This is a genomic window from Geodermatophilus sp. SYSU D00742 (assembly GCF_054049935.1).
On record NZ_JBJGYJ010000013.1, the window covers coordinates 25420 to 40097 of the forward strand.

At 73.0% G+C, this 14678-nt stretch carries 12 protein-coding genes; 2 read left to right on the top strand and 10 right to left on the bottom strand.

What is annotated here, in order from left to right:
- Positions 1-227: 227 nt before the first annotated feature.
- Positions 228-1466 (top strand): glucose-1-phosphate adenylyltransferase, encoded by a 1239-nt coding sequence (gene glgC / locus ACI78V_RS11060; RefSeq protein ID WP_456850949.1) that lies wholly within the window; start codon positions 228-230, stop codon positions 1464-1466.
- A gap of 434 nt (positions 1467-1900) precedes the next feature.
- On the opposite strand, the gene ACI78V_RS11065 is transcribed toward glgC, so the two are convergent.
- From ACI78V_RS11065 to ACI78V_RS11085, 5 genes are all read right to left on the bottom strand, one after another.
- Entirely contained in the window at positions 1901-2344 is a 444-nt protein-coding gene (locus tag ACI78V_RS11065) for a TetR/AcrR family transcriptional regulator (protein ID WP_456851045.1), read from the bottom strand.
- Between the two features lie 514 nt (positions 2345-2858).
- Positions 2859-3236: an STAS domain-containing protein gene (locus ACI78V_RS11070; RefSeq protein WP_456850950.1), complete on the bottom strand. Its 378-nt coding sequence runs from the start codon at positions 3234-3236 to the stop codon at positions 2859-2861.
- 207 nt (positions 3237-3443) lie between these two features.
- Complete coding sequence (locus ACI78V_RS11075) at positions 3444-4184, bottom strand: LrgB family protein (RefSeq protein WP_456850951.1); 741 nt, start codon at positions 4182-4184, stop codon at positions 3444-3446.
- Positions 4174-4533, bottom strand: a complete 360-nt coding sequence (locus tag ACI78V_RS11080) for a CidA/LrgA family protein (RefSeq protein ID WP_456850952.1) — start codon at positions 4531-4533, stop codon at positions 4174-4176. Before ACI78V_RS11080 ends, ACI78V_RS11075 begins: the two co-directional genes overlap by 11 nt.
- Positions 4487-5698 carry an MBL fold metallo-hydrolase gene (locus ACI78V_RS11085; protein ID WP_456850953.1) on the bottom strand — a complete coding sequence of 404 codons (1212 nt, stop codon included), beginning with the start codon at positions 5696-5698 and terminating at the stop codon, positions 4487-4489. The genes ACI78V_RS11080 and ACI78V_RS11085 overlap by 47 nt, the downstream gene beginning before the upstream one ends.
- A 513-nt stretch (positions 5699-6211) precedes the next feature.
- Here ACI78V_RS11085 and ACI78V_RS11090 point away from each other — a divergent pair.
- Positions 6212-7237, top strand: a complete 1026-nt coding sequence (locus tag ACI78V_RS11090; protein WP_456850954.1) for an AAA family ATPase — start codon at positions 6212-6214, stop codon at positions 7235-7237.
- Positions 7238-7567: 330 nt separating this feature from the next.
- Here ACI78V_RS11090 and ACI78V_RS11095 read toward each other — a convergent pair whose 3' ends face one another.
- From ACI78V_RS11095 to ACI78V_RS11115, 5 genes are all read right to left on the bottom strand, one after another.
- On the bottom strand, positions 7568-8371 hold the full coding sequence (locus ACI78V_RS11095) for a hypothetical protein (protein WP_456850955.1): 804 nt from the start codon (positions 8369-8371) through the stop codon (positions 7568-7570).
- Position 8372: 1 nt separating this feature from the next.
- The gene (locus ACI78V_RS11100) at positions 8373-8798 is read right to left on the bottom strand and encodes an S-adenosylmethionine decarboxylase (RefSeq protein WP_456850956.1); all 426 of its coding nucleotides are present in this window, start codon (positions 8796-8798) and stop codon (positions 8373-8375) included.
- 96 nt (positions 8799-8894) lie between these two features.
- Positions 8895-11216: a putative bifunctional diguanylate cyclase/phosphodiesterase gene (locus tag ACI78V_RS11105; protein WP_456850957.1), complete on the bottom strand. Its 2322-nt coding sequence runs from the start codon at positions 11214-11216 to the stop codon at positions 8895-8897.
- 91 nt (positions 11217-11307) lie between these two features.
- On the bottom strand, positions 11308-12552 hold the full coding sequence (locus ACI78V_RS11110; RefSeq protein ID WP_456850958.1) for a DUF4032 domain-containing protein: 1245 nt from the start codon (positions 12550-12552) through the stop codon (positions 11308-11310).
- Between the two features lie 692 nt (positions 12553-13244).
- Entirely contained in the window at positions 13245-14471 is a 1227-nt protein-coding gene (locus ACI78V_RS11115) for a PucR family transcriptional regulator (protein ID WP_456850959.1), read from the bottom strand.
- Between the last annotated feature and the right edge of the window lie 207 nt (positions 14472-14678).

Here is a 14678-nt window from a genome sequence, read left to right on the forward strand (position 1 = left end):
CGGGTCCTCGGGCTGCCGGTCCGCCTCTCGATTCGACCGGAGTGCCCCGGAACGGCCGGCTCGCAACCCTTCCGAACGTCCCCGGCGCCGGTTCCGATCAGGGGACCCCTACGAGCATGATGTGACCTGGCTCACTAAGGCCCTCGCTCCAGGCTCGGGCCTCCCGCCCGTCCAGCACGGGACACCAGGTCATCGAGGCCCCTCTGGGGCGGCTCAGGAGGTGTGCGATGGCAGAGCCGAGGATCCTCGGGATCGTACTGGCCGGTGGTGCGGGCACACGGCTCGCGCCGTTGACCGAGGACCGGGCCAAGCCCGCCGTACCGTTCGGCGGCCTCTACCGGCTGATCGACTTCGCTCTGTCCAACCTCGTCAACGCCGGCATCCTCAAGATCGCCGTGCTGACGCAGTACAAGAGCCACAGCCTCGACCGCCACATCACGACGACGTGGCGACTGTCGAACCTGCTCGGCAACTACGTCACCACGGTGCCGGCGCAGCAGCGCCTCGGCCCGCGCTGGTACACCGGCTCGGCCGACGCGATCCTCCAGTCCCTGAACCTCATCAACGACGAGCGCCCTGACCTCGTCGTCGTCTTCGGTGCCGACCATGTGTACCGCATGGACCCGCGGCAGATGTGGCGCCAGCACCTCGACGGGGGCGCCGGGGTGACGGTCGCGGGCATCCCTGTCCCCCGCAAGGAGGCCACCGCCTTCGGCGTCATCCAGACGGCGGACGACGGGCAGGGGATCGAGGCGTTCCTGGAGAAGCCCGCCGATCCGCCCGCGCTGCCCGGCCGCCCCGACGAGACTTTCGCGTCCATGGGCAACTACGTCTTCAGCACCGAGGCGCTGATCGACGCCTTGCGAACGGACGCCGCCGACGAGGACAGCAAGCACGACATGGGCGGCAACATCGTCCCGATGCTGGTCGGACAGGGCGCGGCGCAGGTGTACGACTTCAACACGAACGACGTCCCCGGGGAGAAGGCCGGCACCGAGCGCTACTGGCGTGACGTCGGCACGCTGGACTCCTACTTCGACGCGCACATGGATCTCTGCGCGACGATGCCGGCGTTCGACCTCTACAACGAGCGCTGGCCGATCCTCACCCACATCCCGTCCCGGCCGCCGGCGAAGTTCGTGCACGACGACGGCGACCGGGTCGGCCGGGCGATCAGCAGCATCGTGTCCAACGGCGTCATCGTCTCCGGCGGCTCTGTCCGCGAGTCGGTCCTCTCCCCCGGCGTGGTCGTGCACAGCTGGGCGTCCGTCGAGCGGTCCGTGATCCTCGACGGCACGCACGTCGGCCGCCGGGCCGTGGTCCGCGATGCCATCGTCGACAAGAACGTCCGGATCGGCGAGGGCGTCGAGATCGGCGTCGACAAGGACGACGACCGTGCTCGTGGCCTCGTCGTCTCCGAGGCGGGCATCACCGTGGTCGGCAAGGGACGGGAGATCATGAAGTGACCGCGGACGCCGGTGACCGGCCGGGACAGCGCCGCTGATCCCCAGTCGCGTCCGCGGCGTCCGCCACGGATCGCCTCTGTCCTGTCCGCACAGGTCGAACGCCGACCACTTTCGTCGCCGTCCGGTCCGGTTCGTCCCCGTCCCGAGCGCGTTGCTGTAGCGGTTGCTGTAGTGCTCGAGTACGGCGGTGCAGTGGTTGAGCGCTCGATCCGCGCAAACGCCATGTGCGGTCTCCTCATCGGTGGGCTCACGGACCCGATGTGTGGTCAGGCAGCCGGTCGGGGTGGGATGTGCGCGTCGTGAGCTGACCACCGACGGGGCTGAGCTGCGGCTGCAGAACCGGACCATCCCCGTCCCGCCGCCCCTGCGCCGCGCCCTGGTCCGCCAGCGACTGCACGCCGGTGTCATCGGCCAGCGCCCCGGCGACCAGTTGCTCACCTTCGACGGCTCGGTGTCCGGCCCTCGGCCCTGGCCCGGTACCGACCCGCGCCGGACGCACCACGCCCGACGATCCCGCACCGGAGGAACTGATGACCGACTCTCCCGAGCGCCAGCTCAGGTGCGCGACGTGGCTTCCGGCGACTGGGGTTCTGGATGCCGAGGGCGCTGATGACGGCGCCGGGCTCCAACTCGCTGCGCAGCGTCTCGAACCCGCTGACGATCAAAGTCTCGAAGTCGGCGAAGTAGTACGTCATCGACCCCAGCGGCACTCCCGCCCGTGCCGCGACGCGTCGATACGACATCGCCTGCACGCCCTCGTCCGCGATGACGGCGAGAGCTGCCTGCAGGATCCGCGCCCGCCGCTGCGGATCGCTCGGTCTTCCGGGGGTGCGTCCGACGCTGCCTTCGACCGCGATTCGCCACGCCAACACCTCCATGACCACCGACGTCCACTTCGGTCGCAAGGTCGCCGTCACCGGCGCCGCGGCAGTGCTCGAAGCCCTCCACACCTGGACCCGCCGACCGACCTCGATGGAGGGTCTAGATGGTGGTCGAGAACCACGGCCACAACCTGCCTCCATGCCACCTTCGATCCTCATCCGCCCGTCGCTGAGCGTGACGAGGTCCCTGAGGGTCAGACCAAGCCGGGCCGGTCCTCCTTCCAACCGCGCCGGTCGCACGTGGTTCGCCACACCGCGGTGTCCATCGCACTGAATCGATCCGAGCACCGCTGGGACCCCGACTCGACCCCAAGCCCCAAGCCCCGAGCCGTGGGCCGCGGATCCGTGAGGGTCCACCCGGGTCCGTCCTCACAGATGAACCGGCATACGAAACGACGGCGGATCGCGGTGAACGGCGGATCACCCTCACGATGCCTCGCCCGGCGCCCGGGTGACCCACCACGCTCGACGTGCAGTGTGCACCGGCGACGCGTCGTCCGCGCCGGATCGGCTATCGGTGTGCGTCGTGGGTGACGGTGAACAGGTCGATCAGGCCGGTGACCGTCAGGGTGCGGGTGACCGCGCGGGTGGTGGCGTGGAGCCGGAACGCGACGTCGCGGGCGTGCGCTGACTTGCGTGTCTCCACCAGCACGGCGAGGCCGGCGGAGCCGAGGAACTCGACCCCGGACAGGTCGATCACCAGCTCCGTCGGCTGCAGCCGCACGTGGGTGTCCAGCACCGAGCGCAACAGAGGAGCGGTGAAGGCGTCGACCTCCCCGGCGGCCGTCACCGTGACCGCACCGTCATCACCTGTCCGGGTCGACACGGCCAGCAGGTCATCGGACACGCCGTCCGCACTCGGCACGGCGGGCAGGTCGGCTGCGGTCACGGCAACGCTCCTCTCCGGCGGTCTCCCGGTGGCGGGCACCACCGGCGTGACCGCCGAGTCTGTGTGGTCCTTCGCCTGCGCCGCGCCTCGTGGATGCAGCCGTCCGGCAGCGCGTCCCGAACCGGCATGCCGGCCGGCACTGGCGGCCGCACCGCGATGCGCTCCTGGGTGGGTGGCAGCCCCGCATGGCACGGTCATGCGCCGGAGCTACTGCGTCAGCCGGGCAAGCGGTGGCACCACGGTGAAGAGGAGGGGGACCAGCGCCGCAGTCGTGACGGCGTTCAGCGCCAGGCCCAGCCCCGCGAAGGCTCCGCTGATGGGGTCGACCTGCATCTTGCGAGCGGTCCCGATCCCGTGCGCCACGACTCCCACGGCGAGCCCGCGGGCCCGGCGATCGCGCACGCGGACGAGGTCGAGCACGGCTCCGCCGAGCACCGCGCCGGTGATACCGGTGAGGATCGTGAAGACTGCGGTCAGCGAAGGGGCGCCACCCAGCTGTTCGGACACCCCCATCGCCACCGGAGCGGTCGCCGACTTGGGGGCCAGGGACAACAGCGTCTGGTCGTCGGCCCCCAGCGCCGCCGGGATGGCGACAGCGGTGGCGATCGCGGTCAGCGAGCCGACGCCGACGGCGGTGAGAAGCGGCAGCGCCAGCCGCCGAATCTGCGGCAGCTGCCGGTACAGCGGCACGGCCAACGCCACCGTGGCCGGGCCCAGCAGGAAGTGCACGAACTGCGCGCCCTCGAAGTACGTCCGATAGTCGATCCCGGTGACGGCCAGCACGACGCTGGTGATGACGACGGCCAGGAGCACGGGGTTGAACACCGCCCGGGAGCCGCTGCGCCGGTGCAGCCAGGAACCGGCGGTGTACGAGGCCAACGTGAGCGTCAGGCCGAACAGCGGGGTCTCCTGGAGGTACACCCAGATGCTGTAGAGGTCACCGGTCATCGGTCACCGGCTCCGGGTGGCGGCTCAGAACGCGCATCACCAGCCCGGTGACCGCGATGGCCACCACCGCACCGCCCACCACGGAGGCACTGACCGCCAGCCACTCGGTGGCCAGCAAGGGCAGGTACTGGACGACGCCGACACCGGCCGGGACGAACAGCAGCGTCAGATGGGCCAGCAGACCATCGGCGGACTCCTCCAGGCGTGGAGCGGGGCGGCCGCGCACCATCAGCCCGGCCAGCAGCAGCACCAACCCCAGGATGGGGCCGGGCACCGGCAGGCCGGTGACGCGGGCGAGCGCCTCACCTGCGAGTTGACAGGCCAGCAGCAGGGTGACGAAGGGCAGCACAGGAGACCTCCTGGACGGGCGTACGTGAGTGCTGTGCACCATGAGACGAGGCCCATCGCCACCCCGCTCGCCGCCACACGTCGCCCCGAGCCCGTCTCCGGCAAGTCACCGGGGGATGGCCGCGGCGTACGGGTGGCGTCGCCGCCCCCAGGGCAGCGTCGACGGAGGCCGGCCGCGGCTCCCCGGGGATTCGACGGCATGCACCATCGCCTCGGTCAGCACGCCACCGAGGCAGCACGCGCCGACAGCGAGAGCGGCACGGATCTCCTCGATCTCCTGACGTCGCGCTTGCCCGGGAACCGCCGAGTGCCGCCCGGGCCAACGCCAGGTAGGCCCGGTGCAGGTTGCCGACGATCCGCTCGGCGTCGCTCCACTCGGCGAACCGGCCGAGGTCGGTGCCGCGGGCCAGCTCCAGCGGCGACGCCCCCGCGGTCCGCCCCTCGACCGCGAGGTCGCGGACGAACCGGAGACAGGCGAGGACCTCGTCGATCAGCTCCGGGCCGGCGACCGGCCCGTGCCCGGGAACGATCGTCCGCGCGCCCAGCGGCCGCACGATCTGCTCCAGGACGTCGATGGCACCCAGCACCGACCCGGACAACAGGAACGGGGTTCCGCCGTTGAACAGCAGGTCGCCGGCGAACAGCACTGACTGCTCGGGGATCCACACGACCACGTCGTTGGTCGTGTGCGCCGGTCCCCCGGCGTACCGCAGCTCGCAGCGCACCTCGTCCGCCCACAAGGTCAGCCGGTCGGCGAAGGTGAGGAACGGCAGCGCCAGCTCGACGTCCCCGTAGTCGACGTCGGTCCAGATGCCGTTGTTGTGCGGCAGCCCCAGCGCACGCGTCTCCGGCCGGGCGTTCTCGTGCGCGACGATCGTCGCGCCGGCGAACAACCCGTTGCCGCCCGTGTGATCGGGATGGTGGTGGGTGTTGACCAGCGTCCGTACCGGAGCGGCGCTCACCTCCCGGATGGCGGCCAGGAGCATCCGGGTCCGCCGCTCGGTCGCGCAGGCGTCGATCGCGCTGACGCCGTCCCGGCCGACCAGGGAACCGGTGTTGTTGATCATCCAGCTGCCGTCGGGCTGGACGTAGGCGAACACCCCGTCGCCACCCTCCTCGACGGTGCTGGCGGCCGGGACCTCGGGGCCGGGCACACGAACGCTCACACCAAGTCCCAGTTCGACATGGCCTACCGCAACGGGCAGATGTTCCACCACGCGCCGCGGCTGCTGCGGCCGCTCCGGGACTTCGTCTTCGACCGCACCCCTTCCTGCAGAAGGTGGTCGGTGACACCAATCCCAAGGAGATCAACAAGCAGTTGGCGTTGATCTCCGACTGACGAGCGGTTCTCCCCGGTCGCATCCACGTCAGGTGGCGGCCCTCCGGCCGGCGTTGCGCCGACGGCAGGCCACCGTCACGCGGGTCCGTACGGCGCCGCCCACGCTGAGAGCTGCCCCGGAGTGTCGGCGGCAGAGTCAGGGGACTGTGCTGGTGCGAGGCCGCAGCCTCACAGGCGAGGAGTCACCAACCCTGGGCAGTCACCGCTGCCTACCACCGCGCCGAGCGAACCGGTGAGCTCGCCGAACCAGGGTTGCGGTGGGCGGTGATCGACCCCACCGACGACCAACCCCGGGCTCTCACGATGGATCCTCCGCCTCCGTGGCCCCTAGGCTCCCGGCATGGCTTCCAAGCGCAAGCCACTTGATGACCTGCGTGAGACCGTCGGTCGCCTGGGCGATCAACTCCCGCGGCCCGGTCTGCGGGGCGTGGACGACCTGGTGAGCGACCTCTTCGGCGGCCGCCCCGGGCCGGCTCGGCCGCTCGCGGCGGTGCAGGCGGAGCTCGATGCGCTCGTTGGACTGGAGACGGTGAAGGAGCAGGTGCAGGCGCTCGTCGCCTTCCTGCAGGTGCAGGCGCGCCGCAAGACGCACGGCCTGCCCGAGGTGGCGACGTCCCAGCACCTCGTGTTCCTCGGAAACCCGGGCACGGGCAAGACCACGGTGGCGCGACTCCTGGCCGAGATGTACCGGGCGGTCGGCTTGCTGCAGAAGGGCCACCTGGTGGAGGTCGATCGGGCCGCTCTGGTGGGGCAGTACGTCGGTGCGACCGCGATCAAGACCGATCGCGTGATCCGCCGGGCACTCGACGGCGTCCTGTTCATCGACGAGGCCTACTCGCTGGCCCCGGAAGGCGACGGCCGGCTGGACTTCGGGCCCGAGGCGGTCGAGGTCCTGCTCAAGCGCATGGAGGATCACCGCCATCGCCTCGTGGTGATCGTGGCCGGCTATCCCCGGCTGATGGAGTCGTTCCTGCTCTCGAACCCCGGCCTCCGCTCCCGGTTCGCTCGCGAGGTCAGGTTCCCCGACTACTCGACGGACGAACTCGAAGCGATCTTCGCGATCATCCTGGCCCAGCACGAGTACGCGTTGGAGCCTGGCGCCGAAGCCACGCTCCGCCGCATCCTCGGCGGCCTCCGCCCCGGTGAGGAGTCCGGCAACGCGCGCTTCGCCCGCACGCTGTTCGAACAGGCGCTCAACCGCCAGGCCCTGCGGCTGACGCGCGACGAGGACCGGAGCGTAGATGCGCTCGACCGTGCCGACGTAACGACGCTCACCGCGGACGACGTCGCCGAGGCTGCCCGCGCGCTGGGCGAAGAGCCGGCGCGTGAACCCGAGCCCTCTCGATGGCAACGCTGGCTCGGGTGACGTCCAGAACGGTGGGTGACGTCACGGCTGTGACTCGAGCTCTGGGTGAACCCCCGGCCGATGACCCACCCACTGACGCTCACGCGCGACCTGCGGTTTGCGGCTCTGGGCAGCGCTTTCGGGTCCCGCTCCCCGAAGATGCCGGGCGAGCCGATGCGGTCCAGCCCAGCCGCGCCAGGCGGGTCCAGCGGGGACGAGTAGTCCCTGCGGTCGTCGGGACCGGCCCGGCTGCCGGCGTCCCCTCGCCCGGTCGACCAGCCCGGTGCACCTGCGAATCGGCGCTGGAGGCACCCGAGACGGGTCGGGGCCGGGGTGGCGGGGACCGGTCGGTCAGGGGGTCGGGCCGGTGGCGACCGACCGCCGCTGCGTCGGGGGCCGCCACTCCGTGGTGTCGCGCCGCGACGGGAGCGGACGCCCTGGCGCGACCAGCGGCTCGGCCTCCGGGCGGAGCGCGCCACGGCCGGGCGCCAGGTCCGCCGGGTCCAGGACGATCGAGCTGAAGACACCGTCCACCACGGCCGGCGCGACGTCGGGCCGGCGGGCACGGATGCTCGGCCCCACGGCGTCGACGCGCATGACGCACGGCGTGCTCGCCGGCGACCCCAGGTAGGGCCGCGAGGCCGCACCCGGCAGCGGTGCCCACGGCACTCCCATCACCCGCAGCAGCCGGAGCACCTTGTCGTCCAGGACGGTGACCAGCCCCTCGGCGCCGCAGACCCGCGGGTGCTCGAGGATGCCGTGGCACAGGGCCAGGGTGAGCTCGGCGCCGGCGGCGCCGCTGCGGAACCGCCGGTCCACGGCCAGGCTCGCCACGTCCCACACCGGCCCGCCGGTGAGCCCCGCCGTCCGGAGGCTGGCTGCGACGTCGACGCGCCAGGGATCGCCGGCCACGTCGACCAGCGTCTTCACCGGGCCGGCCGCGGGGTCCGGCAGGATGAGCCGAGCGGCGCCCAGGGCGGTCCCCGACTCCTCGTCGAGGACGACGACGAAGCGGGACCGCGCCTCGAAGGGGCCGTACTCCTCCTCCATCACCTCCGGCGTGTTGCCGAAGGCCTGCAGGAAGACGTGTCCCTCGACCGTGCGTGCGGCGTCCCGCTCGGCGGGGGTGTGCGCGACCAGTAGCCGGACGGGCATGTCAGAAGGACTTGGCGACGACGGTGCGCGCGTCCAGGAACCGCCGGGTGAACGACACGGCGGTGTCGACGTCGAAGGCCTTGCACGTGTACATGTCCACCGAGAAGAACAGCCGCGGCTGCTCCCACGCGTAGAAGTGGGCGCCCGACGTCTCCCAGTGGATCCAGCCGGCCCAGCCGTACAGGTCCGAGCGGTGGGTCACCGGCTCCAGGAGCTGCACCATGTCGACCTCGCGGGACAGCGCCGACAGGTAGCGCCGGATCTGCTCGTCGCCGACCGGACGGGCGGGGATGCCCTCGATCACCAAGCGCTGGCGGACGATCTCCGGCGCGAGGTCACGCCAGTCCTCGGCAGCCTGCGTCGGTGCGAGGACTCCCCCGAGGAGTCGGGGACGGATCAGGTCGCTGGCAGCCGGAGACGAGGGCACGAACCCATCGTGTCCGAACGGCGACGGAAAGCAGTGCACCTCGGGGCGTGTCGCCGGTCACTGCGCCGCGGACCCCGCGGCCGCACGACGGCGCCCTCAACCGGCCGTGCGCCCCCGGCTCAGCTGGGGGAGCAGCGTCGCGTCGAGCAGCGCGGAGTCGGAGGCCGCCAGCCAGTCGAGGAAGGCGTCGACCGGCATGGGGTGGGCGATCGCGTACCCCTGTGCGACGTCGCAGCCCAGCCGCGCGAGTGCGGCGCTGGTCGCGACCGTCTCCACCCCCTCGGCCACCAGGCTGAGGCCGAGGTCGTGGGCGAGCGCGACGGTGTGCTGCACGATCGACGCGGCGCGCGGGTCCCGGTCGACGTCCGCCGTGAGGCTGCGGTCCAGCTTGAGCTCGTCAGCCGGCAGGGTGCGCAGGTAGGCCAGCGAGCTGTAGCCGGTGCCGTAGTCGTCGATCGACGTCCGGACGCCGACGCGACGCAGGGCGGCCAGCACGGCGCGGCCCCGCTCGGGGTCGGCCATGAGGGTGTCCTCGACCAACTCCAGGGTGAGCACCTGCGCCGGCAGCCCGTGGCGGTGCAGGGCGGCGACGACCTTCTCCGGCAGGTCGAGGTCGGTCACGTTGGCCGCCGACAGGTTGACCGAGACCGGCACCCGGTGCTCGCCCCACCACCGACCGGCTGCCTCCAGGGCCAGCTCGAGCACGGCATCGGTCAGCGAGCGCAGCAGCCCTGCCTGCTCGGCGGCCGGGAGGAACTCGCCGGGGGTGAGCAGCCCGCGGGTGGGGTGGTTCCAGCGGATCAGCGCCTCGGCGCCGGAGACGCCACCGTCGCGCAGGTCGAGCTGCGGCTGGAGGTGGACGGCCATCTGGCCCTCGGCGAGGGCGACCCGCAGTTCCTCCATGGTCCGCAGACGATCGCCGCCGGGCCTGCCCGTGATCGGGTCGGGGACGTACACCCGCACGCCGGCACGGGTGCTCTTGGCGGTGTACATGGCGATGTCGGCGCAGTGCAGGAGTTCCTCGACGTCGGTCGCCGGCACGGGGACGGTCGCGACGCCGACACTGACGCCGACGTGCAGCCGCGTGGTCCCCACGGTGAACGGCTCGAGCAGCAGGTCGTGGAGTCGCTCGGCGAGGGCCTGCGCCTGCACGTCCCCGGTGTCGGGCAGCAGGACCGCGAACTCGTCACCGCCGAGGCGGGCGAGGAAGTCGTCGCCGCGGAGGGCCCGCTGCAGCCGTGGCCCCACCTGGCGCAGCAGGTCGTCGCCGGCGGCGTGGCCGAGGCTGTCGTTGACCTCCTTGAACCCGTCGAGGTCGAGCAGCAGCAGCGCACCGGAGCGGCCGGCGGTGGACGCCTCGACCAGCTCCTGGGCGCGCTCGACCAGGGCGCGGCGGTTGGCCAAGCCGGTGAGTTCGTCGGTGCGGGCCTCCTGCTTGACCTGGTTGTAGGCGCGCACCTCGCGGAAGGTCACGGCGATGCGGGCGATCCCGGCGAGCACGCAGCAGATGGCCAGCCAGGCGGAGACAGGCGGCATGGGGTGGGTCCAGCCCGAACCGAGGACGACGAGGCTGGCCACGATGCAGGCCAGTGGCACGGCGAGCAACCGCCACCCGATGCGCGAACCGCCGTTGCGGTCCAGCGGTGCCCGCCGGTTGCGCGCCCCCGAGGCCGCGACGGCGGCGCAGACGATGCCCGCGAGCCAGCCCAGCTCCAGCGGCCCGCCGTCGACGTACGCGCCGCGGACCTTGAGGGTGAACAGCACGATGTCCGCGGCGCACATGCAACACAGGCCGAGGGTCACCGTGAGCAGGGTGCGGTCCAGGCGGACACCGAGGATCGAGCCGACGGCCGCGAGGGTGGCGAGCAGCAGCACGCTGGTCACCGGGCCGACCAGCTCGATCGCGCCCACCGCCCGCTCGCCGGGGCCGGGGTACAGGTAGGGGCCCAGCAGGAAGCCGACGCCGGCTGCCAGGGTGCCGAACGCCCCCACGACGCCGTCGAGCCACATGCTGGAGTGGAAGCGCGGTACGCGGGCCCGGATCAGGCCGACCACGTGCACGTAGATGGTCAGGTAACCGGCCAGCGAGAACAGGTCGGCCAGCGGGGAGGAGGGACCGGTGCCCTCCAGGCCGGCGGCGAGCACGCGCAGGGCGTTGCCGATCGCGCTCAGTGTCAGGGCCACGCCGAGCCCCGCCCAGGCGATCCGCTCGGCCCGCACCCGGCCCGCGGCCGCGAAGCAGGCCGCGGCCGCGGCCAGGTAGGGCAGGTTGTACAGGACCACGTCGTAGGTCCTGTCCCATGCCGCGCCGTCGGGGCGGGCCCCGACGCCGGTGGCGAACAGAGCCGCCAGACCGATGGTCAGGTACAGCGCGAGGACGGGACGCCGCTGCGCACCCACCTGTCCGGGACTCTCCACGGTCAGGTGATCGGCCGAGGACGCCGGGGTCGGCAGCGGAGTGACCCCGCCCTCACCCGGAGGGGTGAGGGCTCCACCCGCGAGCGGTCGCTCACCGGGCCGCGACGCCCTGGTCGGCGATCCCGGGCGTCGGCGTCACCAGGTCGCCGGACACCGCCGACAGCACACGGTCGACGTAGTCCCGTACCGCGGCCCGCATCCCGACGTCCCGGCCGGCCGCCTCGGACAGGAACCACCGGTGCTCGAGGATCTCGTGGAAGATCTCGGCGGCGTCCAGCCGGCTGCGCAGGTGCGCGGGGATGGCGGCGATCGTGGGCTCGTACACGGTGGTCAACCAGCGGATGGCGGCCGCGGTCTCGGAGACCGGGCCCTCCTCCTGCTCGAGCCCGGCCCGGTAGCTCGCGATGTCGGCGAGGAGGCGGCGGGCCTGCTTCTCCTGCACGTCCAGCCCGGTCCGGGTGAACAGCGCCCGCCGGCAGGTGCCGGGTTCGGCGACGCGGGTGGTGAGGCGCAGCCGGCTCCCGCCGGACGGCTCGTCGACCAGTTCCATCTCGCCGACGTCGAACCCCAGGGCCTGGAGCCGGCGGATGCGCTCGGCGACGCGGACCTGCTGCTCGTCGCGCGGCATCACCTCCTCGCTGGTCAGCTCGGTCCACAGCTGCTCGTACCGCGCCACCAGGTCGGCCGCCGCGAGGGCCGGGTCGAGGTCCTCGGCCAGGGAGCCGCTCCGCCGCAGGTCCGTCAGTTCGTCGACGACCCGCGCATAGGCGACCTCCGTGTCGTGGTCCCGCTGGCTCTGGGTGAGGCGCTCGTGCACCTCGCCCGTCTCGGCGTCCACCAGGTAGGCGGCCAGCGTCCCGGCGTCGAACCGGAACAGGGTGTTGGCCAGGGAGCAGTCACCCCAGACGATGCCGGCCAGGTGCAGCCGGACCAGCAGCTCGACCTGGGCGTTCATCACCCGGTCGATGAGGTGCACGCCCCGGGGGTTGGCGAACAGGGCGAGGAAGGACGACGAGTAGTCCAGGAAGCGGGTGACGAGCACCGCATCCTGGTCGCCGGGCCGGTCGACGACGACGCCGATGACCTCGACCGCCGGGATGCCGAGCTCGTGCAGCCGGCGCAGCACCTCGTACTCGCGGCGGGCGGGTTGCTCGGCCAGCTCCTTGAGGGCGAACACGCGTCCGGCCTCGGCCACGAACCGGACGACGTGGCGGGAGCGCCCGTGCTGCGGGATCTCGACGATCCGCTGGTCGGTCCACAGCGCGAGCGGGGTGTCCCAGGGCAGGGTGAGCAGGTCGGCCGCCGCCTCGGCAGGAGGGCTGAACACGAAGCGCATCCCGGACCTCCGGGCCTCGGACTCGGTTCTCCCCCGAGGCTAGCGCGCAGCAGGTCGAGCACCGCACAACCGGGGCGGTTCCCGGGGCCGTGGTCGGACGGGGAGCCGGCGGCCGGGGTTGCCGCTCGGACGCGGACCGACGGGCACGACCCGGCGCGCCGACCGTCGCAGACCGGGAGCCAGGGCCCTCCGCCGTGGTTGCACACGGACGACGGTGGGTAACGCGTGCCCGGGACGGGAGCCCGCTGACTCGAACCCGAGGTCCGCCGCTCCCCTGCTCCGGCCGCGCATGCGTCGTCCGCGGCCAGGAGGACGTCACCATGAGCACGAGCGAGCGACTCACCTGGGAGACGTGCCCGAACTGCGGACGGTGTGCCGCCGTGGGCTGGCGCGACGGATCACCGGTCCAGGTCGACTGTCCGGGCGGCTGCGGACTGACCGCCGCGGAGTTCACCTGCCGGACCCGCGACGGCGGCCCCTCGCCCGTCGGGCGCTGGACGGCCACGGTGGGCCGATGGGCGACGTGACGCCCGTCCCGTGGCGCCCGCCGGGACACCGGCACGCCTCCAGCGGCCTCGCGTGGGTCTTGCCGCGACGCCGCTCGACGCCCACTCGACGCAGGGACGGCCGAGCGGGTGGCGGAGGTCCACGTTGCCTGTCCGTGGAAGGGGCGCCCGCGGACGCCGGGCCGGTCACGGTTCGGCGGGCAGCGGCGTCGCGGGCCACTCCAGCAGCCGTGCGCCCAGCACGGCCGCCTGGAGCGCGAACCGCTGGTCGGGCCGGGAGACGCGGTACCCCGTCAGCTGGGCGACCCGGGCCAGGCGGTACGTGACCGTGCGGACCGAGACGTGCAGCCGGCGGGCGGCCTCGGTCGCGACCTCGCCGGCGTCGAAGTACTCCCGCAAGGTGTCCAGCAGCACCTCCGCGCCGCCGCGCGCCTGGTCCAGCGGCGTGAGCACCTCGCGGACCAGGTCGACGATGGCCGTCTGGTCGCGGCCCAGCACGCGGTACACGAGCAGGTCGCGGGCGTCGACGACTTCGGCGTCCAGGCCGAGCCGGTCGGCGGAGGTCAGGGCCTCGAGGGCCTCCTCGTAGGAGCGGGCGACCCCGTAGGCGCCGGGGAAGGCACGTCCGGCCGCCACCCGCCAGCGGCCGGCGAGCTCCCGGCGGCGCAGTTCCTGCTCGATCGCCGCGCCGATGCCGAGGCCACCGGGCAGGGCGGAGGCGGGCGCGGCTGCCCCCGGGACGACGACGACCACGCGACCGTCCTTCGTGGCCACCAGCACCTCACGGTCCCCGAACCGCTCGACCACCGCACGCTCCAGCGCGCTCGCCGCACGGTCGACCGCGCCGTCGCGATCGCGCGGCGCGACCAGCGCGACGTGGTGGGGCTTGCCCAGGTCGATCCCGAACGGCTGGGCGCGCTCCACCAGCAGGGAGACGTCGGCGTCCCCGCGCAGCAGATCGTCGACGAACTCGGCCCGCAGCGCCTCCTCCCGGCGGATCATCTCCCGCCGCTCGGCCTGGTGGCCGTCGACCAGCACGCCGATGGCGTCGTCGAGCACCCGGAGCACCGCCTCGGCGGACCGGCGGACCTTCTCCGGATCGGAGGAGCGCACGACGACGGGCAGCTGCCGCCACAGCCGCCATGCCGCGGACAGGTAGAGGTCGACCGCGCGGCGCGCGCCGACGCCCTGCGCCGCGGCGCGGCGTCCGAGCTCGCGGACGGCGTCGAGTTCGAACGCGTCGGGGCGACGGCCGTCGATCGCGGCGTCGGCCAGCAGTGGCAGGTACTCGCCGAGCAGCTCCGCCGGCGCCCGCACGGCGGCCGCCGCCGAGGCGCCGACCGAGGCCAGCCAGTCGTCGGAGGCCGACGCCGCCGGCCCGCCGGTGGCACCGCGTTCGGCCCTCGGGGTCACGTCCCCTCCACACGTCGTCGCCGACGACCGGCGAGGACAGTGTGCTCCCCTGGCCGAGCGGTCGGGCCGCCGGCGTCCCGGCCGGGCACACCGCTGCCGGCGGGTGGTACGCGCAGCCCGGGCGTCCCCCGGGTCCGCACGGTGCCCGATGTGGGCGGGCGGGCGCCGGACGGCGTCGGGACGGTGGTCAGCAGCTCCCGGGCGTAC